The sequence below is a fragment of the Collimonas antrihumi genome, from assembly GCF_018304965.1.
GTDB lineage: Bacteria > Pseudomonadota > Gammaproteobacteria > Burkholderiales > Burkholderiaceae_D > Collimonas > Collimonas antrihumi.
The window spans coordinates 1-22,296 of the sequence record NZ_JAGQED010000029.1; the positions used below are offsets into that span (position 1 = coordinate 1).

General features: G+C 55.5%; 21 protein-coding genes. 11 read left to right on the forward strand and 10 right to left on the reverse strand.

All coding sequences use genetic code 11. The features are described 5' to 3' along the window. Nucleotides 1-163: 163 nt before the first annotated feature. The 8 genes from KHU29_RS18730 to KHU29_RS18765 form a co-directional block, all read right to left on the reverse strand. Nucleotides 164-1,414 (reverse strand): glycosyltransferase, encoded by a 1,251-nt coding sequence (locus KHU29_RS18730; protein WP_211454641.1) that lies wholly within the window; start codon nucleotides 1,412-1,414, stop codon nucleotides 164-166. Between the two features lie 28 nt (nucleotides 1,415-1,442). Further along, nucleotides 1,443-2,063, reverse strand: coding sequence for a TetR/AcrR family transcriptional regulator (locus KHU29_RS18735; protein ID WP_211454642.1), 621 nt, complete (start codon nucleotides 2,061-2,063; stop codon nucleotides 1,443-1,445). 162 nt (nucleotides 2,064-2,225) lie between these two features. Continuing rightward, the gene (locus KHU29_RS18740) at nucleotides 2,226-2,735 is read right to left on the reverse strand and encodes a DUF1993 domain-containing protein (RefSeq protein ID WP_211454643.1); all 510 of its coding nucleotides are present in this window, start codon (nucleotides 2,733-2,735) and stop codon (nucleotides 2,226-2,228) included. Nucleotides 2,736-2,873: 138 nt separating this feature from the next. Next, nucleotides 2,874-3,344, reverse strand: coding sequence for a DUF4429 domain-containing protein (locus tag KHU29_RS18745; RefSeq protein ID WP_211454644.1), 471 nt, complete (start codon nucleotides 3,342-3,344; stop codon nucleotides 2,874-2,876). Nucleotides 3,345-3,520: 176 nt separating this feature from the next. Beyond that, nucleotides 3,521-5,296, reverse strand: coding sequence for a glutamine--tRNA ligase/YqeY domain fusion protein (locus tag KHU29_RS18750; RefSeq protein ID WP_211454645.1), 1,776 nt, complete (start codon nucleotides 5,294-5,296; stop codon nucleotides 3,521-3,523). 153 nt (nucleotides 5,297-5,449) lie between these two features. Further along, nucleotides 5,450-6,250 carry a LytR/AlgR family response regulator transcription factor gene (locus KHU29_RS18755; protein ID WP_211454647.1) on the reverse strand — a complete coding sequence of 267 codons (801 nt, stop codon included), beginning with the start codon at nucleotides 6,248-6,250 and terminating at the stop codon, nucleotides 5,450-5,452. Then, nucleotides 6,247-7,377, reverse strand: coding sequence for a sensor histidine kinase (locus KHU29_RS18760; RefSeq protein WP_211454649.1), 1,131 nt, complete (start codon nucleotides 7,375-7,377; stop codon nucleotides 6,247-6,249). Before KHU29_RS18760 ends, KHU29_RS18755 begins: the two co-directional genes overlap by 4 nt. Then, nucleotides 7,374-7,682 (reverse strand): 2TM domain-containing protein, encoded by a 309-nt coding sequence (locus KHU29_RS18765; RefSeq protein WP_246542254.1) that lies wholly within the window; start codon nucleotides 7,680-7,682, stop codon nucleotides 7,374-7,376. The genes KHU29_RS18760 and KHU29_RS18765 overlap by 4 nt, the downstream gene beginning before the upstream one ends. 263 nt (nucleotides 7,683-7,945) lie before the next feature. Here KHU29_RS18765 and ugpQ point away from each other — a divergent pair, with 263 nt between their 5' ends. The 5 genes from ugpQ (at nucleotide 7,946) to KHU29_RS18790 (ending at nucleotide 14,513) form a co-directional block, all read left to right on the forward strand. Continuing rightward, nucleotides 7,946-8,731 carry a glycerophosphodiester phosphodiesterase gene (gene ugpQ, locus KHU29_RS18770; protein ID WP_211454653.1) on the forward strand — a complete coding sequence of 262 codons (786 nt, stop codon included), beginning with the start codon at nucleotides 7,946-7,948 and terminating at the stop codon, nucleotides 8,729-8,731. A gap of 206 nt (nucleotides 8,732-8,937) precedes the next feature. Further along, nucleotides 8,938-9,159: a hypothetical protein gene (locus KHU29_RS18775; protein ID WP_246542255.1), complete on the forward strand. Its 222-nt coding sequence runs from the start codon at nucleotides 8,938-8,940 to the stop codon at nucleotides 9,157-9,159. Nucleotides 9,160-9,453: 294 nt separating this feature from the next. Beyond that, nucleotides 9,454-12,078 (forward strand): alanine--tRNA ligase, encoded by a 2,625-nt coding sequence (alaS, locus tag KHU29_RS18780; RefSeq protein WP_211454655.1) that lies wholly within the window; start codon nucleotides 9,454-9,456, stop codon nucleotides 12,076-12,078. A gap of 135 nt (nucleotides 12,079-12,213) precedes the next feature. Beyond that, nucleotides 12,214-12,756, forward strand: a complete 543-nt coding sequence (locus tag KHU29_RS18785; RefSeq protein ID WP_211454657.1) for an NUDIX domain-containing protein — start codon at nucleotides 12,214-12,216, stop codon at nucleotides 12,754-12,756. A 167-nt stretch (nucleotides 12,757-12,923) separates the two neighbouring features. Beyond that, on the forward strand, nucleotides 12,924-14,513 hold the full coding sequence (locus tag KHU29_RS18790; RefSeq protein WP_211454659.1) for a rhomboid family intramembrane serine protease: 1,590 nt from the start codon (nucleotides 12,924-12,926) through the stop codon (nucleotides 14,511-14,513). Nucleotides 14,514-14,519: 6 nt separating this feature from the next. Here KHU29_RS18790 and KHU29_RS18795 read toward each other — a convergent pair whose 3' ends face one another. Then, nucleotides 14,520-15,875, reverse strand: a complete 1,356-nt coding sequence (locus KHU29_RS18795) for a DUF4013 domain-containing protein (RefSeq protein WP_211454661.1) — start codon at nucleotides 15,873-15,875, stop codon at nucleotides 14,520-14,522. A gap of 261 nt (nucleotides 15,876-16,136) precedes the next feature. On the opposite strand from KHU29_RS18795, the gene KHU29_RS18800 reads away from it, so the two are divergent. From KHU29_RS18800 to KHU29_RS18815, 4 genes are all read left to right on the forward strand, one after another. Continuing rightward, the gene (locus tag KHU29_RS18800) at nucleotides 16,137-16,364 is read left to right on the forward strand and encodes a sulfurtransferase TusA family protein (RefSeq protein WP_061534113.1); all 228 of its coding nucleotides are present in this window, start codon (nucleotides 16,137-16,139) and stop codon (nucleotides 16,362-16,364) included. A 403-nt stretch (nucleotides 16,365-16,767) separates the two neighbouring features. After that, nucleotides 16,768-17,520 (forward strand): electron transfer flavoprotein subunit beta/FixA family protein, encoded by a 753-nt coding sequence (locus KHU29_RS18805; RefSeq protein WP_211454663.1) that lies wholly within the window; start codon nucleotides 16,768-16,770, stop codon nucleotides 17,518-17,520. A 107-nt stretch (nucleotides 17,521-17,627) separates the two neighbouring features. After that, nucleotides 17,628-18,557 (forward strand): electron transfer flavoprotein subunit alpha/FixB family protein, encoded by a 930-nt coding sequence (locus KHU29_RS18810; RefSeq protein ID WP_211454665.1) that lies wholly within the window; start codon nucleotides 17,628-17,630, stop codon nucleotides 18,555-18,557. Nucleotides 18,558-18,713: 156 nt separating this feature from the next. Continuing rightward, the gene (locus KHU29_RS18815; RefSeq protein ID WP_211454667.1) at nucleotides 18,714-20,504 is read left to right on the forward strand and encodes an acyl-CoA dehydrogenase; all 1,791 of its coding nucleotides are present in this window, start codon (nucleotides 18,714-18,716) and stop codon (nucleotides 20,502-20,504) included. A 116-nt stretch (nucleotides 20,505-20,620) separates the two neighbouring features. Here KHU29_RS18815 and KHU29_RS18820 read toward each other — a convergent pair whose 3' ends face one another. Next, entirely contained in the window at nucleotides 20,621-21,073 is a 453-nt protein-coding gene (locus KHU29_RS18820; protein ID WP_246542257.1) for an NINE protein, read from the reverse strand. 360 nt (nucleotides 21,074-21,433) lie between these two features. Between KHU29_RS18820 and rpsP the strand changes: the two genes are divergently transcribed. Further along, nucleotides 21,434-21,685, forward strand: a complete 252-nt coding sequence (gene rpsP / locus KHU29_RS18825; RefSeq protein WP_092413551.1) for a 30S ribosomal protein S16 — start codon at nucleotides 21,434-21,436, stop codon at nucleotides 21,683-21,685. Nucleotides 21,686-21,702: 17 nt separating this feature from the next. After that, nucleotides 21,703-22,296, forward strand: a complete 594-nt coding sequence (rimM, locus tag KHU29_RS18830; protein WP_211454669.1) for a ribosome maturation factor RimM — start codon at nucleotides 21,703-21,705, stop codon at nucleotides 22,294-22,296.

Here is a 22,296-nt window from a genome sequence, read left to right on the forward strand (position 1 = left end):
CATCGTCGGCTTCTACAACAACGAACGTTTGCATTCAGTTCTGGGCAATCTGCCGCCCTCCGTCTACGAACGGAACATGGCAGCAAACAAACCTATCGTCGTGTCCGAATTTACTTGACCACTACAGTACAGCGAATGCCAGGTTAATTTTGATCTAGTACTATTAATTTTGTGCCTGAAATTTTTTCTCAATAAGCTCGACAGCGGTTTTTACACCATCTTCGCGCTGCATTATTCCTCCTGGTTGGTTTGCCTTATTTTTCATTTCACTCGAGTCGAGCGTAGCTTTGATCGCATTGGCAAGTTGATCCGCTGTGAGTGTATTGCGGTGCAAGACCTTGCCACCTGCGCCGATCCTTTGCAATTCACTCCCCCAAAAAATCTGGTCAAAAGCATGTTCTACAACGATGGACGGGCGACCTGCGCGCAATGACGAATGCGTTGTACCTGCGCCACCGTGGTGCACTACGGCTGAGCAGTGTGGGAATACCTTGGCATGCGGCGCTTGGCTGCACCTGAATATGTGCGGGGAATCCCTCCCGCTCCAGACCGACTGAATCACGGCACGGCATCCGGCTTTTTCGACGGCGTCGGACATTATTTGATCTGTCTGCTCACTTCGGAACGGGGCCAGAGAACCGAATGTCATATAAATCGGAGGCGCGCCTGAAGAAATAAATTCCTCCATTCCTTCTGGTACCGGAATATGGCGATCAGATGCACGGAAATTCAAGTCACCGCAAATTTGAATATGATCACCCCAATCCTGCCGCCGGACGGTGAGGGTTGGACTGGACGCAATCAAAGTCAGCTCCTTCGATTCATATAGCTGCTTCTGCATGCTTTCGAGAGGAGGAAGTCCCGCACGTCTGCGAATTTTTTCAGCAAGTGAAAACAATTTTTTCCTTCCTGCATAATCACCTAGCATCCACGTCAAAGGATTCAAAAACGATCCAAGATTGGGGCCGAACAACGGAATATATTTTGTGCGGATTGCCAGGGGAGCCAATGCAACTACCACGCGTGGGCAGCCGGTTTTTTCTGCCGCGGTGAGCAGCGTGTGATTCATCATGTGACCAATCACGATGTCATTCTCAGCGCAAAGTTTATGCGATGCCTGATACATCGCTTCCACTGCGGGATTGAAAAATTTCTCCATCACGAACATGAACTGCTTCATCGGATCATTGGTCTCGACGATCGCGTCCATGGCCTCGTTCATGCCGACCGTAAACGTATCAAACGCTCTGAAGGAATTGAATCCTCCTGAAATTGAATATACAGAGTAGTCCTTGTTGTCTACGCTGGTATAGGCCACCGTCACCTGATGACCTGCAGCCTGCAAGCCTTCCGCCAGGGCCAGAAATGGCAGGATATCGCCGTCGCTCCCCCAAGTCTGGATGCCGATTTTCATTGTGTCGCTTCCTTGTCTGGTTTGAACTTCATTTTGTCAAAAGAGGGTAGTGGGATTGCAGTAGCGTGCTGACCATTGCCACTTGCGCATCCACCTTGAACGCGCTATCTCGCAGACCGACCGTCAAGCCCAGCAAGTAAAACGACCAGAAACCAATGGCGACTTCCATGACGTCGCCGACCGGTGCAATTTCTTTTCTTTGCGCTGCGCCGACAAACAGGAGGCCGATCCTCTCCAGGAATGCCAACGTTTGCGCATGCACAATCTCACCGGCGGGTCCTGCAAGAAATAGCGATTCTTTCACCAGCACTCTCGAAAGTGCCTGGTTTTTTGCGTAATAACCGTAAATGTCAGAAAGGACATGCTTTAGCTGCTGGTGGATATTTGTGCGGGGTAATGTCTTGAATGCGTGGGCAAGTATTGCCCCGACATCTTCCTCAAAGGCTGCTACCAAAATTGCAGGCTTGTCGGGAAAGTGTTTGAAAAGGGTGCCGAGACCAACCCCGCAATGGCTGGCCAGCTGGCGCATCGTGGTCAGGTCGTACCCATGCTGTTGAAAGAGGACGTAGGCAGATTCAAGGATCAAGCGCCGGGTTTCTTCTTTCTGGAGATCTCTGCGAGTTGCTTTCTGATTTTCCCTACGCATCATTAGACGCTTTCTTTTTCATCTCACGAATTGAATTACTCGGTGAACGTGAACCTTTAGTGAACATGTTCACATTAAATTAAAAAAAACGGCGCGTCAATAGTAGCGCCAGAATGTCCCTTGAGGCGAGGCCTCAAGGTTTTGCATTACTTAGCAGGCTTAATCTTAATACGCACCCATGAAATCGCGCTTGCCGACTTCCACGCCGTTGTGGCGCAGGATGTCATAGGCGGTGGTCACGTGGAAGAAGAATTGCGGCAGGCCATAACCCAGCAGGTAAGTCTGGCCGTTCAATTTTTTCTCTTTCGGTGTGCCAGGACGCAATACGATTTCGAGCGCTTCGCTGCCGTCGATTTGCGCCGCGCTCAGGCCGTCGATAAATGCCAGTGTCTTCTTGATGCGGGCATGCAGATCGGCGAAAGTTTGTTCGTTGTCTTCATATGCTGGAACTTCGGCGCCGGCCAGGCGAGCTGGCACGCTTTTGGCGAAATCGGCGGCGATCTGTACCTGGCGAATCAGCGAGAACATGTCCGGAAACAGGCGCGCTTGCAGGAACGCGTTCGGGTCGATTTTCTTTTCAGTCGCGTGCGTTTCTGCCTTTGCCAATACGTCATTGAGCGCCGTCAGCATTTGTTTGAAAACGGGAATCGAAGCGCTGTACATGGAGATGGTCATGAGTGTTCCTTGGTTGGTGTTGCAGAGTGTTCGGGAAAGGTGGTGTGACTAAGTTGCGTGACGAACTGGTGTGACGAACCTGTGTGATTATAGTGCTTGCTTGAAGAGTCCGCTGCCGGCGCCTCATTACCTTAATCGTCAAAGTCCCAGCAGTTTTTTCTTGGTGCTGATCCATTCCGAGCGCGAGATAAGTCCTTGCTTATATTGCTCTGCCAGTAGGTCCAGTTGTTCAAAATCTACAGGCGCGCGGGTGAGTGCCTGGGAGGCTGCGATTTTTTTCTCGATCTCGCTTTTCAGATGCGCGAATTTGGCGAATTGCCTGCGGTTGAACAGCACCGTATTTTCATCGTTGGCGGCGCGAATAAGTGTGGTGTCGCTTTGCGTGCCGCTGATTAAGTAAAAGCGGATATAACCATTGGTCAAAAGTCCGGGCAGCTCGATGCGAACCCCGCTCAAGGCGGAAATCGGAATGTCCTTGTCGCCATTCCTGGATTGGGTAAGCCGCGCCATGGCGCCGGCACGTTTTATCTGGACTCGGTCGCTAAGCAGCGTTACCTGGCCATTGACGCCCCGTAACTGTATTTCCACCTGTATGACCGCTGGCTCCACGCTTAGTTACCTTCTTTCTTACCTTCTATTTCACTCTTCCTGGCGCCGATTACTGCTGCCCATGGTCAGATAATGTAACACCGGCTTGCCAAGTAATAAAGACGCCGCACCGAATTTACGGTGCGGCGTCTTTTGCATGTCGAAGATGGGCGCGAGTTGCGGTTTGAACCGGGTTTTTACTTGACCCAGCTATCTTTCAAGGTAACCGTCCGGTTAAATACCGGTTTGCCAGGCTGGGAATCAATGCGATCGGCGACGAAGTAACCATGCCGCTCGAACTGGTAGCGATCTTCCGCCTTAGCGTCCTTCAAGCCAGGTTCCAGATAGGCGGTGATCACTTTCTTGGCGTTCGGATTCAGGGCGGCCTTGAAATCCTTGCCGCCGGCGTCCGGATGCGGATCGGTGAACAGGCGATCGTACAGCCGTACTTCTGCTTCTACCGCATGGGCGACGCTGATCCAGTGAATGTTGCCTTTGACTTTGTAGTTGGCGCTGCCTTCGGTGCCACTCTTGCTGTCTGGAAAGTATGTGCAATGGACTGCGATGACCTTGCCGTCCGCATCTTTTTCAAAGCCGGTGCATTCGACCACATAACCATGGCGCAGGCGCACCCGGCTGCCCGGCTTGTCGGCGGTGGGCGGGAACAGGCGGAAATATCCCTTGACCGGAGTTTCCATGAAATCTTCCTGCTCGATCCAAAGCGTGTTGCTGATTGGAAAGTGGCGCAGTGCAGTGGCGTGCTCAGGATGCGCAGGCGGATAGACCGGTGCGTGGCATGCAACGGTTTCGCCTTCCGGGAAATTGTCGATGATCAGTTTCAGCGGCTGCAGCACGGCACTGGCGCGCGGCGCTTTGGGATCCAGATCTTCGCGCAGGGCGCCTTCCAGCGAGCTCATGTCGATCCAGCCATCGGATTTGGTGACGCCGGTGCGATCGCAAAACAATTGCAGCGATTCGGGCGTAAAGCCACGGCGGCGGATACCGACCAAAGTCGGCATGCGCGGATCGTCCCAGCCGTCGACGATGCCTTCATCCACCAGTTGGCGCAGCTTGCGCTTGCTGGTGATCACGTAGGTGACGTTGAGGCGTGAGAATTCGTACTGGTGCGGCACCGGTTTTTGCAGGAAGCCGGCGCTGCTCAAATGCTCCAGCAGCCAGTCGTAGAAAGGGCGGTGATCCTGGAATTCCAGGGTGCAGATCGAGTGCGAAATGTTTTCCAGCGCATCCGAAATCGGATGCGTGAAGTCATACATCGGATAAATGCACCACTTGTCGCCGGTACGGTGATGATGGGCATGGCGGATCCGGTAGATCGCCGGGTCGCGCAGGTTCATGTTGGGCGACGCCATATCGATCTTGGCGCGCACGATGTGTTCGCCATCCTTGAATTCACCCGCTTTCATGCGGCGGAACAGATCCAGCGACTCGCCTGCCGAGCGGTTGCGGAATGGCGAGTCTTTGCCAACTTCGCCGAAATTGCCGCGATTGGCCGCCATCTGTTCGGCGCTTTGGCTGTCGACATAGGCCAGGTCGGCAGTGATCAGGTATTCCGCCATGGAGTACAGCTGGTCGAAGTAGTCGCTGGCGAAGTAAAGATGTTCGCCGGTACTGTCTTTCCAGTCGAAACCGAGCCACCGCACGCTGTCGATGATGGTGTCGACATATTCCTGTTCTTCTTTTTCAGGATTGGTGTCGTCGAAACGCAAGTTGCAGCGACCGGCATAATCGCGCGCCAGGCCGAAGTTGACGCAGATCGACTTGGCATGGCCGATATGCAGGTAGCCGTTGGGTTCCGGTGGAAAGCGGGTGACCACCTGCGGTAACGGCTGCCCCTGGCTGTCCTTGCGTTCGGCGTAGGCGCCGGCGGTCAGATCGGTTTCAATGATGCCGCGCAAGAAATTGGACGAGGCTGGTGCAGGTGGGGTGTGGCCGTTAGTGTGATCGGTGCTCATGGAGAATTGGTTTATTCGCTTTGCTGAATAGTAGGGACGTACTTCATTCTACCGTAGCGAGAGCATTTTCAGGCGCGGCCGGGCAGATTTTGTTGCACCGCAAATACGGGGCCGTGTAAATAATATATTTATCAAAAAGACATTTCCAGATTCTTACATCTGACGAAACAGGTGCGCAAACACGCGGCTCACCGTCGGCATCTCTATGCGGCCGCGCAGCTTGAGCGACAGCTTGCCGCTTTCGTCGCGTATCGCCATCTGGATCGACTGGTGATTGACGATGGTGCCGCGATGTACCTGCCAGAACTGCCGGCTGTCGAGCTGCGGCAGCAATTCCTTGAGGCTGGTGCGGATCAGCGACTCGCTATCTGCGGTGACGACATTGATGTATTTGTCGCTGGCTTCGAAATAGATCACCTCGCTGATCGGGATCATGCGGATCTGGTTGCCGACCGCGGCGCGGATCACGGTCAGCGGCTCGACGCTGGCGTTCGTCTTGGGCTGCATGTTGTGCAACTGGCCGATCAGGTTATCCAGCGCGGCATTGCTGTCGCTATTCTGTTGCAGGCGCTGCTGCAAGCGGGCGATGGTCTTACCCAGGCGGGCGTCGCTGATCGGTTTCAACACGTAATCGGCGGCGGCGTGTTCGAAGGCGCTGATCGCATATTCGTCGTAGGCGGTAACAAACACGATCAGCGGAAAGGCTTCATTCTCCGGCCATTCCTCGGCCAACTCCTGGGCTGCTTCGAGCCCGCTTTTACCGGGCATCTTGATATCGAGGAACAGGACGTCGGGACGTTGCCGGAGGGTTTGCTCGATCACCGCCTGGCCGTTGCCGACGCTGGCAATGATCTGCAGCTCCGGCCACAGCCGCTGCAATGCCTGCTGCAGGGCAGCAGCCAGGATCGGTTCGTCTTCTGCAATCAGAGCACGCAAATTGGATGATGTTGTCATGACAGGATGGGTAGTTGGAGTTGGGCGACGACGCCCTGCGGCAAATTCGGTTTCACGGTCAGGCTGGCCTGTGAGCCATATAGCGCCTGCAGGCGTTCGTGGATATTGCTGAGGCCGATGTGGTGTGTCTGGCCGGTCGGTGTCAGTTGTTCGACGTCAGCGTTACAGGTTGCCACCCCGTTGGCGAGGCCGAGGCCGGTGTCGCTGACGTCGAGCAGTAGTAGCTGACCTTGGCGGCTAGCGCTGACTTCGACCCGGCCGCCTTCGATCTTGGGTTCCAACCCGTGTTTGATGGCGTTCTCGACTAAGGGTTGGAGCAGCATCGGCGCAATCACGGTATCGCGCAGCGCGGCAGGTAGTTGCAGGTCGAAGCTTAGGCGGCTGCCCATGCGCAGCGACATCAGTTCCAGATAGGCTTCCATCAGGCTGAATTCTTGCGCCAGCGTGGTTTGTTCGATGCGCGACGAAGAGAGGGAGGCACGCAGGAAATGTATCAGCTGGTCCAGCATCTGCTGCGCCCGCGCCGCATCAAGCGCAATCAGGCTTTGTAATGTCGCCAGCGTATTGAACAGCATATGCGGCTCGATCTGCGCCTGCAGCATCTGCAACTGCGCCTGCAACGCTTGTTTCTCGACGGCGGCTGTGCGCGCTCTTTCGAGCGCTGCCTGATTACGCAGTTCGGCCAGCGTGCTGAGGTTCCAGAAAAACAATGTGGCGCCGACGCAAACCGAGACGGTCAGGATAATCAGGCCGATGCCGTTGACGTTCATGTACATGGACATGGCGTAATTATCTGTCGGCAGGCCGAGCAGTTGCATCGCCAGCCGGGCGCCGAGGAATTGGGCGATACCTGCCGCTACCAGTATGAACGCGAGAAAATGCATTCTGCGCGGTGTGGCGTGGCGCCAGAACAGGGAACGGCCGCCTTCTATGAGCAGCATCGCTATCGTGCCGATGCATAGCGAAAACACCAGGTTTGGCAAGAACTGGCCACCGATGCGCATCATATAAGTGACGATTGCTGCGCAGATGATGCCGATGCCGAGGTTGATGCACAGGCTGCGTAGCAGACGGCGCATCAGCGGCTCGGTCGTTTGCGGCAATGCGGTCTCTGGTGTCGGTTTCATGCTGGAGGGATATGGTTATGTTTTTCTAGTTCTCGTTCTATCATGCGCCGTTTCCATTGCGCGCCGGGATTCCTGATGAACACTGCCAAGGCGTGGAATAGTAACCCGATTCCCCAGCCCAGGATCGGTCCCAGTACCCACGGACGGCCCGGATTATGCAAGAAATTCAGCAGTAACAGACCACTGTTGACAATCAAATATGTTGCCAGGTGCAGGTAAAAGCCGATTTTCCTTTCGACCTGGCGTTGTGCGTCTTGATAGCGCGGGTTGGTGTCCGATTTCAGGTCCGGGTTGACGTAATTCATGGCAGTCCTCCGTGGTGCGAATGAAGCCATTGTGGGCTGGCCCGCAGTCGTAAAAAAGCGGAATGCGACGAAACCGGGATTGCATGGCGTGAGTCGCAGCCGGTGGTCGCCGATTGCCAAATCAGTCAAATCCATTAAGAATGAGGGTAATCAAGATTGTCTCTGGTGGAGCGTAACCGACCGCAACAGTTGCTCGCAAATTGTTCCGGTCAATCTCTCCGTCATTCTGATTCACTTATTCATTCGATAGAAAGAGAAGATTCATGTGGCCCTATCCCAAAATAGTCGCGCATCGCGGTGGCGGTACGCTGGCGCCGGAAAATACTCTGGCGGCAATGCGGTGCGGCCTGGAACATGGATACCGGGCGGTCGAGTTCGACGTCATGCTGGCGCGCGACGGCGTGCCGATTCTGATGCACGATGCGGTATTTGGCCGCACCGTGCGCGGCGTCGGCAAGGTTGCCGATTTCCTCTCAGATGAGCTGATCGCAATGGATGCCGGCAGCTGGCTCGGCCCGCAGTTTGCCGGCGAACCGATATGCACTTATCGGCAGGTGCTCGATTTTTGCCGCCGGCATGGCATCTGGATGAATGTGGAAATCAAGCCGGCCGAGGGGTTTGAGGTGGAGACGGGGCGTGTGGTCGCCCAGGTAACAGAGGAATTCTTTGCCGATGAGATAGCGGCGCATGTGGCCAGCGGCCGCGTTACCTGGGCCGATCCTGCATTGCCGTTGTTTTCGTCTTTTTCGTTTGAAGCCCTGCGTGCTGCGCAAGTGGCGGCGCCGGATATCCCGCGCGGCTTCCTGACTGACGTCATCGAGGATGACTGGCAACAGCGTTTGCAGGAACTGGATGCGGTTGCCTTGCATACCAACCACAAATACCTGTCGCCGATGCAGGCGCAGGCAGTCAAGCAGGCTGGTTATGGTTTATTTTGCTACACGGTCAATACGCCGACGCGCGCCAGGGAGATACTTGGCTGGGGCGTGGACGGATTCTGCACTGACCGGATTGATCTGATCGGCGCCGATTTTTCCCCGCCCGGCTAAACGGAAAGCGGTTCGCGCAGGCTGTGTAAAACAAAGTTCAAACACCCCGTAACATCATGTCAACCAAATCAATAAGCTGGCGTTAATAGAGGGCAGAACCGAGTTTCAGGCCATATTCACCGGGAATTTATGCATATGGTTGAACTTTATTTACTAGTAAAGCGTCGTATTTACTTGTTTTTTAAATAATTGAAAGGAAGTTAAAAATGAAGATCAACAAATTGCTGGCTGCCGTAGTTATCGCTGCTTTCGCTCTGCCTGTCATGGCACAAAGTGCTCCTGCCGCAGCGCCGGCCTCTGCTCCAGCCGCACCGATGGCAGCTCCTGCCGCTGCACCGGCTGCCGCAGCGCCAGCTAAAAAGACGCACAAAAAGCATCATGCCAAAAGGCACGCTATCAAAGCTACACCGGTAAACAAGGGCGCCTGATAGCCTGCTCTAGCCCGATGCGAAGCTGAAACTGAGCTGAAACTGAGCTGAAACTGAGCTGAATTTCGTCAGAATACAAGCTTCATGTCATTCAAAGCCCGTCGGGGGATATCCTGATGGGCTTTTTTCATCGTGCCGCAGTTGAATTGCGGGGCTGCTGGTATCACGTATAATCAAAGGTTTGCAAAAGGACATACACGCAACCGTAGCGCGATCGATGTTGGATCTGCCTAGGGTGTCATAGCGTGCTCCGTTGCCTTTTTTCCTTGCACCGTTTCATTTTTGCCCAAGAACATGAACTCAGCCGAAATCCGCGAAAAGTTTCTCAAATTCTTTGAATCCAAAGGCCATACCATCGTGCGCTCGTCGAGCCTGGTGCCAGGCAACGATCCGACACTGCTGTTTACCAACTCCGGTATGGTGCAGTTCAAGGATGTGTTCCTGGGCACCGAAAAGCGCAATTACGTGCGCGCGACGTCGGTACAGCGTTGCCTGCGCGCCGGCGGCAAGCACAACGACCTGGAAAACGTCGGCTACACCGCGCGTCACCACACATTTTTCGAAATGCTGGGCAACTGGTCGTTCGGCGACTACTTCAAGCACGATTCGCTGGTCTGGGCCTGGGAGCTGCTGACCAAGGTATACGGACTGCCGGCTGACAAGCTGTGGGCTACCGTGTACGAGACGGATGACGAAGCCTACGATATCTGGCACAAGGTGATCGGCCTGCCGAAAGAACGCATCGTGCGCATCGGCGACAACAAGGGTGCGCCATATGCATCGGATAATTTCTGGCAGATGGCTGACACCGGCCCTTGCGGTCCTTGTTCCGAAATTTTCTACGACCACGGTCCCGATGTCTGGGGCGGTCCTCCGGGCAGCCCGGAGCAGGACGGTGACCGCTACATCGAAATCTGGAACAACGTGTTCATGCAATTCGACCGCCAGATCGATCCGAAGACCGGCGTCGCCACCCTGACGCCATTGCCGAAGCAATGCGTCGATACCGGCATGGGCCTGGAGCGTCTGGCAGCGGTATTGCAGCATGTTCACAGCAACTATGAAATCGACTTGTTCCAGCACCTGATCAAGGCGGCTGCACGTGAGACCAATATCACCGATCTGGCAAACAATTCGCTGAAAGTGATCGCCGATCATATTCGCGCCTGTTCGTTCCTGGTGGTCGACGGCGTGATTCCTGGCAATGAAGGCCGCGGTTACGTGTTGCGCCGGATTATCCGCCGCGCGCTGCGTCACGGCCACAAGCTGGGGCAGACCAAGCCGTTCTTCTACAAGCTGGTCAAGGACCTGGTGCTGGAAATGGGCGCTGCCTATCCGGAATTGCCGGAAGCCGCAGAGCGTGTCGAACAAGTCCTCAAGCAGGAGGAAGAACGTTTCGGCGAAACGCTGGAACACGGCATGAAGATCCTGGAAGCGGCGTTGGCCAAGACGCCGAAGAAGCTGGACGGCGAAACCGCATTTACGCTGTACGACACTTTCGGTTTTCCGCTCGATCTGACCGCGGATATCTGCCGCGAACGTGAAGTCGAACTGGATGAAGCAGGTTTTGCCACGGCGATGGAGCGGCAGAAATCGACGGCACGCGCTGCCGGTAAATTCAAGATGGCGGCGGCAGTGGAATATAGCGGCGACAAGACCCGCTTCGTCGGGTACGACGCCCTGGCGCATGACGCCAAAGTGCTGGCACTGTATGTGGATGGCAGCGCAGTACAAAAAATCGAAGCCGGCCAGGATGCTATCGTGGTGCTCGACACCACGCCGTTCTATGCCGAGTCGGGTGGCCAGGTTGGCGATTCCGGCGTGCTGGAAGCGGCAGGCGCCTTGTTTGAGGTGGCCGATACCCTGAAAATCCAGGCCGAAGTTTTCGGTCATCACGGCAATCTGCGCAGCGGATCGCTGGCAGTCGGCGACAAGCTGAGCGCCAAGGTGGATACCGCAGTGCGCGGCCGCACCATACGCAATCACTCGGCAACTCACCTGATGCACAAGGCATTGCGTGAAGTGTTGGGCGGCCATGTCTCGCAAAAGGGATCGCTGGTCGATGCCGACAAAACCCGTTTCGACTTCAGCCATAACGCCCCGGTCAGCGCCGACGAAATTCGTCGCATCGAGGAAATCGTCAATCGCGAAATCCTGGCCAACGTGGCCACCGAAGCCAGGCTGATGTCGTTCGACGACGCGGTTGGCGCCGGCGCCATGGCATTGTTCGGTGAAAAATATGGCGACGAAGTCCGCGTATTGTCGATTGGCAGCTCACGTGAATTGTGCGGCGGTACCCACGTCACTCGAACCGGCGATATCGGCTTGTTCAAGATCGTCGGCGAAGGCGGCGTTGCTGCCGGCATTCGCCGTATCGAAGCGGTGACCGGCGAAGCCGGGCTGGCGCTGGTGCAGAACCTGAGCAATCGCGTCAACGAAGCCGCTGCGGCATTGAAAGCGCAGCCGGAAGAACTGACGCAACGCATCGCCCAGGTGCAGGACCACGTCAAGGCGCTGGAAAAAGAGCTGAGCAGCCTGAAGTCGAAACTGGCTGCGAACCAGGGCGACGAACTGGTTAGCCAGGCTGTCGATGTCAACGGCATCAAGGTATTGGCGGCTACCCTGGAAGGCGCCGACAGTGCGACCTTGCGTGAAACGATGGACAAGCTGAAGGATAAGCTGAAGACTGCGGCAATCGTCCTGGCTGCCGTGAAGGATGGCAAAGTGAGCCTGATCGCCGGCGTCACAGCCGATGCTACTGCGAAGGTCAAGGCAGGTGAGCTGGTCAATTTTGTCGCATTGCAGGTAGGCGGCAAAGGCGGCGGTCGTCCCGATATGGCGCAAGCCGGCGGCACCGATGCCAGTGGCCTGGCGGCAGCGTTGCAGGGCGTCGCTGCATGGGTTGGCGAACGCGCATAACATCAGTTACCAGACTGTCACTGAGAGAGTGGCAAGCCAAAGCGGGAAGCATCAAATCGCAGTAGTATCGCGGATTGGTTCCTCCCGTTTTTTTTATTCTGTCCTCAACTGACCAACTCTGACTTTGACTCTGACATGAGCGAATTTAAATTTTGTCCGATGTGTGCCAAATCCCTGATTCAGCGTGCTGACGACGGCGAAGCCGGAAAATTGCGCCTGGCCTGCCCCGAGGGCCACTGGACGCATTGGGATAATCCGTTGCCGGTGCTGGCGGCGATAGTCGAGATCGACGGCAAGATTCTGCTGGCGCGCAATGCGGCATGGCAGGAAGGCATGTTCGCACTGATCACCGGCTTCATGGAGCGCGATGAGACTCCCGAGCAGGGCATTGCGCGTGAACTCAAGGAAGAAACCAATCTTGATGCCGGGCAGGTCACGCTGATCGGTGTCTACGAATTCATGCGCAAGAATGAGCTCATCATCGCCTATCACGTCAAGGCATCCGGCCGGATTCAACTGTCGCCGGAACTGCTGGAATATCGCCTGCTGGAGCCGGCGGCATTGCGTCCCTGGCGCGCCGGCACCGGCCACGCTGTCGCCGACTGGATGCGGGCGCAAGGACTGGCGGTCGAGTATGTCGAGCGGCCGTTGTTGCAGACCGCACAGCCTGAAATATAGGTAACATTAAGAATAAGAAAGAAGGGTGGGCACGAATGCCCACGCGTGACCGCGATAACCGGAGTGCAGACGTACGCGTTATCGAAACAGGCATCTGCCACGAGTGAATTCCGCGTGGGCATTCGTGCCAACCCTACAATTACAAACCCTCCTGCTCTTGAGCCACCATGCTGATTATCCCGGTAGACCGTAAGCCAGACTGGAAGCGCCCGCCGCTGGTGACTATCCTGCTGGTGCTGATCAATCTGCTGATTTATTTCGGCATTCAATGGCATGAGCGCAGCCAGATGGAGCCGGCCGCGCATTATTATCTGGTCGAGTCGCGCTTGCCCGAATTCGAGTTTCCTGCCTATGCGCGTTATCTGGAAAGCGATAACAAGCCTGAGGCTGCCGAAACCATGCGCAAGGCCCTGGAGCGTTGGCGGCAATTGCGGACACGTGCCGATCTGGCTGCGGCACGCGATGGCAAGACCGCCTCATTGGAAAATTATCAGCAACTTATCCAGCGTTGGCATGTACTGGACGCCGACCTCCGCTTTGCGGCCTTGATGCAGCAAGCCAAACCGGCAGTGCTGGGCACGCTCACCGACGACGACCTGGCCGAATGGAAGGAGCAGCGAGAGCACTACGTGCTGATCCGCACGCGGAGTTTTACCGAGCGCTATTCATTGATCCCGGCGCAGGCATTCGAGCGTCCGATCACGCTGCTTACCCATATGTTCTTGCACGCCAGCGTCGACCATGTGCTGGGCAACATGGTGTTCCTGGCGATGGTCGGTTATGCGGTCGAGATCCTGTTGGGTGGTGGCTGGTATTTGCTGTTTTACCTGGTGTCGGGTTTGTTGTCGGCGGCATTCTATCTTTTGTTCGAGGGCGACAGCATGGTGCTGTCGCTGGGAGCGTCGGGCGCCATTTCCGGAGTCATGGGGATGTACACCGTGCTGTACGGTTTGCGCAAGATACGCTTCTTTTACTGGTTTTTGTTTTACTTCGATTTCTTCAAGGCGCCGGCATTGATCATGTTGCCGATCTGGGTCGGCAAGGAAGCGTTCGACTTGTTGTTTGGCGCACCGTCGAATACCAACTACTACGCCCATATCGGCGGCTTGCTGGGCGGCGCCTTGCTAGCCTTGCTCTATCGCTTGCTGGCGCGGCGCAAGCTGGATCAGGCACACGCTAATTATGTTGTCCCAACCGAGGACGATCAGCAATTGCGCAACCTGCAGCAGAGTGCGTATTCAGCCCTGGGCCGGCTGGATTTCACGCGCGCCCGGCGCGACTTCAGCAGTCTGGTAAGCAAAACACTGGCGCAACAGAAGACGCCGAAGCCGGACTGGTTGCTGCAATTATTCAATCTGTCGAAAGAAACGCCTGCTGCGCCGATTTTCCACAAGACCGCCGAGATGTTGCTGCGCTTGCCGAAAGGCAGCCTGGCCGAAGATAAAATTCATCAGGTCTACCTGGATTATGTGGCAAGAGCCGAACCGCGGCCGCAGCTGAGCAGCGAGCAATCGCTGGCAGTCGCCAAGCGATTCGCATTGAACGGGCAGCCGCAAACCGCAGCGGCCATCTTGCAGATATTGATGGTGACTGCGCGCCAGCATCAGCAATTGCCGCAACTGGTGCAGTTCGTCGCCAGGGGCTTCATGGCGGCGGGCATACACGACAAGGCGCAGCACTATCAGAAATTGCTGTTGCAGCAATTTCCTTTAAGCGAAGAAAGCCGGTTGGCAACCAGTCCCGGCAATCGCTATTAATATTAATCAGGTTTGCCCGGCGCCTTGACCTTGCATCAGGCGTTCGATCACATCTTTGTATTGTTGCGCTTCGCCGGCCGCCGGGTTGGTCGGCCACTGCGCTATTACGTGATTGAACAGCGACAAGGCGCGGGCATCCTGGCGCAGGTGATCGGACAGCAATTTGCCGGCCAGGACCAGCACCGCCGGCACATCTTTATGACGCGCCGCACGCTTGTGGAAACCGGATACGATTTCCAGTGCAATCTGATATTCGCGTACCGAAGCAGCGGCTGCTGCAATTTCCAATACATGATCGGGATTGTCGATCTTGAATTCCGGATCAAGCAGGCGCGCTTGCCGCCAGCTATCGCCGATCCGGCCGCTTTTGCCCGAGCGGGCCAGTGCAAACAGATGACGCGGCGCATACTCCAGCTGTTTGCTCTTGTCGCCTTTGAGCATCAGCAGTTTGGCGTAGTGGCCTGACAATTGCGCGTTGAACTGGTCGTAGCGCAGTTCTTCCCAAACCATTTCCATCGCCAGTTTGATGTCGCCGTCACGCACCAGCGCACCGATTTGCTGCGCCAGGATTTCATCGTCGCTAAGAGGACGGTGTTGACGGCTGCTGGCGAGTGCGTTGATTTCAAAATTGCGATCCGGCGAATAACCGATCTCCTGATGGTACTGGTACATCGTATAACCCATCAAATTGAAACCAACGAAGGTGAAATAGGCGAAAGCGAACACGCTCAAGCCGATCAGCAGGGTGATCGGGACTTTTCCCAGAAACAGCATGACGGTAATCGGCGCGCACTGGCTCAGTATGAATCCGAACACCCAAAGCGCCAGATAGGGCCAGCCGCATGCCTTGATCATCTTGAACACGTTGAACGGATTGATGGCGTCGCTAAAGCTGTGGGTATGCCCCAGCACCATGGTGCTGGCCGGCAGCATCAGATTGACTACGGCGCTTCCCAGCAGCCCGAGAAACGGATGGATGCCGGCCATGATGGCGATGAAAAAGCCTTGCACCAACATCACAAAATAGAGCTTGTAAGGCGTCATCTTGTGCATGTCGTCCGGCTCGTCGAAATCGGCATAGCGTAAATTGCCGAGCGAGGTTTGTTCCAGGATCCGGAATGCCTGGCGCATCAGGTCGATGGAAAGACCTATGCCGACCAGCACCGCAACGATTAGAATGATTGGAGAGAATCCGTCGTCCTCGCCGCTCCTGCCTAGTAGCCACAAGCCGCTGCCGAGCACGGCATAAAGCATCGGACGCCAGATCAGCTGCTGCTGCATTGGATACAGGAAAAATTGAGGTAAGCGCTGCCAGAACGGCGTAACGTTGCTGAAAGGTTTTTCGCTAAGACTGTCCCGCATGCTGTTCCTCAGAATGGTTCGCCATGAGTTGCCATGGAGTGGTGTTATCTCAGGCGATTGTGTCTGTTACATGTTGTTACTTTGTGAATGAATGTTAGCACGTGGATTGAAACATAAATTGCATTAAAGACATATTTATTTGCAGCACCGTTGTTGTAAAAATGATTGATGATTTGTTGCGACGCGTCAAAGGCGTCTGCGTTTGGAGTAGAATCGTTAAATAGCATCAAATGTTAAAAATCTTTATATTACGAAGTGGTCATGGAATTTAATAAAGAACTCGACGCACGCGGCTTGCATTGCCCACTGCCGATTTTGAAAACCAAGAAGGCGTTGGCAGACATGCTGAGTGGCGAAGTGTTACGTGTGATGGCGACTGATTCTGGCTCGGTGCGCGATTTTCAGGCGTTCGCGAAGCAGACCGGTAATGATTTGCTGGAGCAAAGCGAAGAAAACAAAGAGTTTATTTTCTTCATGAAGCGTAAGTAAGAAAGTAAATGCGCGTCGTCGGCTTTTAGTCGCCTTTTGGTCGATTCATGGTCGATTCATAGCCAATCTTTCATCGTAGTCTTCGCAGCAGGTTTTACCCATCAATACATGCCGCAACCAGCGTTCTGCTGGTCGCGCAATACCTCGGTTTATCCCTTTCTGTCTTCCGTTTCAGGTCGGCGCAGCGCATTTCCATTGCATAAATTGCATTGAACGTATTTTGTTTTACAAAAAAACTGGTGCGATTAGTCCATTTGCTCTAAGATTTAATAGAACGATCGTGCTAAATTTCAGCGTCGGATCGAATTCTCTCTTATAATTCCTAATTAAGATTTACGTTAACGTCAATTGGCGTCAGCCCGCATCAACCCAGATTTTTTTATTTCCATAAAAAGGCATACCGATGAAAGTATTAGTACCAGTCAAGCGTGTCGTCGATTACAACGTCAAGGTGCGGGTCAAATCGGACGGCAGCGGTGTCGATATTGCGAACGTCAAGATGTCGATGAATCCGTTTGATGAAATCGCGGTGGAAGAAGCTACGCGCCTGAAGGAAGGCGGCAAGGTGACGGAAGTGATCGCGATTTCCTGCGGCGTCACGCAATGTCAGGAAACGCTGCGCACGGCGATGGCGATCGGCGCCGACCGCGGCGTGCTGGTCGATACCGGCGACACCGATCTGCAACCGCTGGCGGTGGCCAAGTTGTTGAAGGCCGTGGCCGACAAGGAGCAACCGCAGCTGATCATTCTCGGCAAGCAAGCGATCGACGACGATTGCAACCAGACCGGCCAGATGCTGGCTGCGCTGCTGGGCTGGCCGCAAGCGACCTTTGCATCCAAGGTGGTGCTGGAAGACGGCAAGGTTACGGTCACGCGTGAAGTCGACGGCGGCCTGGAAACCATCGCCCTGACACTGCCAGCGATCATCACCACCGATTTGCGCCTGAACGAGCCGCGCTATGTGACGCTGCCGAACATCATGAAGGCCAAGAAGAAAACCCTGGACGTGTTCAAGCCGGCCGACCTGGGTGTGGATGTCACGCCGCGCCTGAAGACGCTGAAAGTGGTGGAGCCGGCCAAGCGCAGCGCCGGCATCAAGGTGCCGGACGTCGCTACCCTGGTCGCCAAGCTGAAGAACGAAGCCAAGGTCCTGTAAGCGAAGCTGACTTAGCCTGCCGAACCATACATAACCAATTCAAGAATCAAGCGTAGCGCCGCATCCTGATAACGATGCAGGCGAGCGTACATAACTCTGGAGCCGACATGACAGCCCTCGTCATTGCTGAACACGATAATGCCTCGTTAAAAGGCAGCACCCTCAACACCATTACCGCCGCCAGCCAATGCGGCGGCGAAGTCCACGTACTGGTCGCCGGCAGCAACTGCGGCGCAGCCGCCCAAGCCGCAGCGCAAGCTGCCGGGGTGACCAAAGTATTGGTAGCAGATGCAGCCTATTTTGCCGACGGCCTGGCCGAAAACGTCGCCGAGCAAGTACTGGCGCTGGCTTCCGGCTACAGCCACATCCTGGCGCCGGCAACCGCTTACGGTAAAAACATCTTGCCGCGCGTTGCCGCCAAACTGGACGTCGGTCAGATTTCCGAAATCACCAAGGTCGACAGCCCGGATACCTTCGAGCGTCCGATCTATGCCGGTAATGCCATCGCTACCGTGCAATCGAGCGACGCCACCAAAGTCATCACCGTCCGTACTACCGGTTTTGACGCTGCTGCGAGTGGCGGTTCTGCTGCCGTGGAAAATATCGCCGCTGCAGCCGACTTCGGCAAATCCGCATTCGTCTCGCGCGAGCTGGCCAAATCGGATCGTCCTGAACTGACGGCAGCCAAGATCATCGTATCCGGCGGCCGTGGTTTGGGTTCGGCTGAAAACTTCAAGATCCTGGAACCGCTGGCTGACAAGCTGGGCGCTGCCATGGGCGCATCGCGTGCTGCGGTGGATGCGGGCTTCGTGCCGAATGACTGGCAGGTCGGACAAACCGGCAAGATCGTTGCGCCGCAGCTGTATATCGCGGTCGGTATTTCCGGCGCGATCCAGCATTTGGCCGGGATGAAGGACTCCAAGGTGATCGTCGCCATCAACAAAGATGAAGAAGCGCCGATTTTCTCGGTAGCGGATTACGGCATTGTTGGCGACTTGTTCGAGATCGTGCCGCAACTGGTGGCCGAGCTGGGTTAAGCCGACGGGCGTTTTTCAGGGCGTCTGAAGATCAGGCTTTTGAAGCATGATTTTTCAACGTCTTGTTAAAAATCGAAAGTGAAAAGTATACGGGTGGTATTGCGGGTGCTGGCAGAGTCAGGCTCTGCGGTGCCGCCCAATTTTTTGGAGTAACTCATGAGTTATGTCGCCCCGTTGAAAGACATGCTGTTCGTGCTGAACGAGCTGGCTGGTCTGGAGCAGGTCAGCACACTGCCTGGTTGTGAAGATGCGACGCCGGAAACCGTGGAAGCAGTGTTGCAAGAGAATGCCAGATTCTGCGGTGAAGTGGTCGCGCCATTAAACCGCAGCGGCGATCAAGAGCCAAGCTATTGGCATGACGGCCAGGTAACCACCAGCAAGGGTTTTAAAGAGGCATTCAAGGCCTTTGCCGAAGCCGGCTGGCAAGGTGTGCAGCATCCGGTTGAATTTGGCGGTCAGGGTTTGCCCAAGCTGGTGGCGACACCATGCATAGAGATGTTGAACGCGGCCAACCTTTCCTTCGCCTTGTGCCCGCTGTTGAGCGACGGTGCGATTGAAGCGTTGCTGACTGCCGGCAGCGACGAGCAAAAGCGGATTTACCTGGAGAACCTGGTATCCGGAAAATGGACCGGCACCATGAATCTGACCGAGCCGCAAGCCGGCTCCGACCTGGCGCTGGTGCGCACTCGTGCGGTACCGCAGGGCGACGGCACTTACAAGATTTCCGGCACCAAGATTTTCATCACCTACGGTGAACACGATATGGCTGAGAATATCGTGCATCTGGTGTTGGCGCGCACGCCGAACGCGCCGGAAGGCGTGAAGGGCATATCGCTGTTCATCGTACCGAAATTCATGGTCAATGCGGACGGCACGCCGGGCGCGCGCAATGATGTCCATTGCGTTTCGCTGGAACACAAGTTAGGTATCAAGGCCAGTCCGACTGCGGTGCTGCAGTTCGGCGATCACGGCGGTGCTGTCGGTACCTTGGTGGGCGAAGAGAATCGTGGCCTCGAATACATGTTCATCATGATGAACGCAGCGCGTTTTGCGGTTGGCCTGCAAGGCATCAGCGTTGCCGAGCGCGCTTATCAAAAAGCGCTGGCTTACGCCAAGGACCGCGTGCAATCGCGAGACCTGGCCGGTTCAGCCGGCGCCGTGACGATCATTCATCAGCCGGATGTACGGCGCATGCTGATGAGCATGCGCTCGCAGACTGAGGCAGCGCGTGCCTTGGCGTACGTGACCGCGGCTGCCCATGATGCAGCCCATCATCATGCCGACGCCGCGACGCGTAAAGCGAATCAGGCGTTCTACGAGTACATGGTGCCGATCGTCAAAGGCTGGTCGACCGAGATTTCAATCGACGTGGCGTCGACCGGTGTGCAGATTCACGGCGGCATGGGCTTTATCGAAGAAACCGGCGCGGCGCAGTTCTACCGCGATGCGCGGATATTGACGATTTATGAAGGCACCACGGCAATCCAGGCCAACGATCTGATCGGCCGCAAGACTGCGCGCGATGGCGGCGCGGTCGCCAAGGGCATCATTGCCCAGGTCCGTGCTACGCAAGCGGAGTTGGCGAGCAGCGGTGCGGCCGACCTGGTCGCTATCGGCAAGCAACTGGCCAGCGGCGCCGATGCGCTGGAGCAGGTGGTCAGCTACGTTGTGGATAATCTGAAGAGCGATATCAAGGGCGTGTTTGCCGGTAGCGTGCCGTATCTGAAGCTGGCCGGCATCGTGCTGGGCGGCTGGCAGCTTGGACGGGCCGCGCTGATTGCAACGCAAAAATTGCAGTCGGCTGCGGGCGATAGCAATTTTTATCAGGCCAAGATCGGTACGGCGCGTTTCTTTGCCGAACATGTACTGTCTCAGGCGGATGCTTATCGCATCTCGATTGTCGAAGGCAGCAGCGGCGTGATGGCGTTGACGGAAGATCAGTTCTGATTCTTGCCAAGCTGCAGAAAATCGTAGGGTGGGCAGGACTTTCTGCTCACGCGGTAACGAGATTCGCCATGTGCGTTAAATGAACGTTCCGCGTGGGCATCGGTGCCCACTCTACTTCAGCCGTAAGCGCCGCCGGTGAACAGCAGGTCGAAAGTACGCGCAATCGAGCCAATCAAGGCAATCGCGCCGACTCCCAGGGTCAATACCACCAGCAAGACGACAAACCAGCCGGAGTCGGATTGGCGGCCGGAGTTGGCGTTGTATTGGGCATCCCATTTTTCATCCGGGGTCAATCCTATGACCAGCGATTCGATGACGGCAATCAGGCCCGAGACGACCAGCGGCCCAAACAGGAATGCCACTTGCTGATTTTGTCTAAAAAGCAAGTAAGCGATCATGGAAATTGGCAAGGTGGCAAGATGCAGCCAGCCCCAGATATCTTGAAAGCCCTTCAGATAGAAGCGGTGCAGGCCTATGCTGCCAAATACGGTGGCCAGGAAGGTGGCGAGTGTCTTGTTCTTGTGGGCTTGGGTCATTGGCAGGGTAGGTGAATGAAATGTCTGGAGCATGTAATAAAGCAGGCAATTAGCAGGTAATAAGCATGTAATAAGCAGGTAATAAGCAGGCAATCCTTGCATCGGCTAGGAATATTGCTAATATACTGGCTTGGCTATCGCCACTGATGTTTCCGAGGTGCATCATGCGTGTCGGAAGGCAGATTGAGGGCGTAGTGTACAGCCTGCTTCAATAGAATGTCACTTTGATAGTCAGGCCCGCTTGCGACATAGGTCGCAAAGCGTTTTGGAGCCCTGCAAATACCTGTTTGACGTCGTGAAACCACACCCATGGCCTGCTTTGGTTGCGGGAGCGGCTCACTTTGCGTTATAATTTGCGGCTTTTTCCGTGTTCGAACACTTTTTGGAAACATTATGGTCGTTATTCGTTTATCCCGTGGTGGCGCAAAGAAGCGTCCTTTTTACAACATCGTAGCTACTGATTCGCGCAATCGCCGTGACGGTCGCTTCATCGAGCGTATCGGCTTTTACAATCCGGTAGCATCCGGTGCAGAAGAGACTTTCCGCATTGCTCAGGACCGCCTGACGCATTGGCAAGGTGTTGGCGCGCAAATGTCGCCGACCGTTGCACGTCTGGTTGCCGACGCTGCCAAAAAAGCTGCTTAATTAGGCAGTTTGAACCGTTGAACGCGTCAGTAAACTCGTCGGCCGCAGCACCAGCTGGAACTGCAATACCTTCAGATTTGGTGGTGGTCGGTTACATTACTGGCGCCTACGGTATTAATGGCTGGGTGCGGATCAAACCGTATTCGGCGGATGCCGATGCACTGTTGCACGCCAAGACATGGTGGCTGAACCGGCAGAATTCGCCGGAACTGCACGATGTCGAAATGATGCAGGCGAAAAACCACAGTGGCGACATTGTGGCGCGCCTGATGGGTGTGGCAGGGCGTGACGCAGCCGAAGCCATGAAGGGCAGTGTGGTGCATATTCCACGCAGCCATTTCCCGGCGCTTTCGGATGATGAATTCTATTGGGTCGATCTGATCGGCCTGGTGGTTGAGAATCTGCAAGGCGAGCATTTGGGTGTGGTGGCCGATTTGATGGACAACGGCGCGCATCCGATTCTTCGGATCACGTTGCCGGCGGTCGCAGATCAGAGTAAAGACCAAGCCAAGGCAGCACCAGAATTATTGATTCCGTTTGTTGAGCAGTTCGTCAAGACGGTGGATCAGGCAGCAAAGAAAATCACGGTTGACTGGGGACTGGATTATTAA

What these genes read in the sequence shown, in the direction of transcription:
- KHU29_RS18730 (WP_211454641.1), bottom strand. Translation starts at nt 1,414, where the DNA reads ATGAAAATCGGCATCCAGACTTGGGGGAGCGACGGCGATATCCTGCCA.
- KHU29_RS18735 (WP_211454642.1), bottom strand. Translation starts at nt 2,063, where the DNA reads ATGATGCGTAGGGAAAATCAGAAAGCAACTCGCAGAGATCTCCAGAAA.
- KHU29_RS18740 (WP_211454643.1), bottom strand. Translation starts at nt 2,735, where the DNA reads ATGACCATCTCCATGTACAGCGCTTCGATTCCCGTTTTCAAACAAATG.
- KHU29_RS18750 (WP_211454645.1), bottom strand. Translation starts at nt 5,296, where the DNA reads ATGAGCACCGATCACACTAACGGCCACACCCCACCTGCACCAGCCTCG.
- KHU29_RS18755 (WP_211454647.1), bottom strand. Translation starts at nt 6,250, where the DNA reads ATGACAACATCATCCAATTTGCGTGCTCTGATTGCAGAAGACGAACCG.
- KHU29_RS18760 (WP_211454649.1), bottom strand. Translation starts at nt 7,377, where the DNA reads ATGAAACCGACACCAGAGACCGCATTGCCGCAAACGACCGAGCCGCTG.
- KHU29_RS18765 (WP_246542254.1), bottom strand. Translation starts at nt 7,682, where the DNA reads ATGAATTACGTCAACCCGGACCTGAAATCGGACACCAACCCGCGCTAT.
- ugpQ (WP_211454653.1), top strand. Translation starts at nt 7,946, where the DNA reads ATGTGGCCCTATCCCAAAATAGTCGCGCATCGCGGTGGCGGTACGCTG.
- KHU29_RS18775 (WP_246542255.1), top strand. Translation starts at nt 8,938, where the DNA reads ATGAAGATCAACAAATTGCTGGCTGCCGTAGTTATCGCTGCTTTCGCT.
- alaS (WP_211454655.1), top strand. Translation starts at nt 9,454, where the DNA reads ATGAACTCAGCCGAAATCCGCGAAAAGTTTCTCAAATTCTTTGAATCC.
- KHU29_RS18785 (WP_211454657.1), top strand. Translation starts at nt 12,214, where the DNA reads ATGAGCGAATTTAAATTTTGTCCGATGTGTGCCAAATCCCTGATTCAG.
- KHU29_RS18790 (WP_211454659.1), top strand. Translation starts at nt 12,924, where the DNA reads ATGCTGATTATCCCGGTAGACCGTAAGCCAGACTGGAAGCGCCCGCCG.
- KHU29_RS18795 (WP_211454661.1), bottom strand. Translation starts at nt 15,875, where the DNA reads ATGCGGGACAGTCTTAGCGAAAAACCTTTCAGCAACGTTACGCCGTTC.
- KHU29_RS18800 (WP_061534113.1), top strand. Translation starts at nt 16,137, where the DNA reads ATGGAATTTAATAAAGAACTCGACGCACGCGGCTTGCATTGCCCACTG.
- KHU29_RS18805 (WP_211454663.1), top strand. Translation starts at nt 16,768, where the DNA reads ATGAAAGTATTAGTACCAGTCAAGCGTGTCGTCGATTACAACGTCAAG.
- KHU29_RS18810 (WP_211454665.1), top strand. Translation starts at nt 17,628, where the DNA reads ATGACAGCCCTCGTCATTGCTGAACACGATAATGCCTCGTTAAAAGGC.
- KHU29_RS18815 (WP_211454667.1), top strand. Translation starts at nt 18,714, where the DNA reads ATGAGTTATGTCGCCCCGTTGAAAGACATGCTGTTCGTGCTGAACGAG.
- KHU29_RS18820 (WP_246542257.1), bottom strand. Translation starts at nt 21,073, where the DNA reads ATGCTCCAGACATTTCATTCACCTACCCTGCCAATGACCCAAGCCCAC.
- rpsP (WP_092413551.1), top strand. Translation starts at nt 21,434, where the DNA reads ATGGTCGTTATTCGTTTATCCCGTGGTGGCGCAAAGAAGCGTCCTTTT.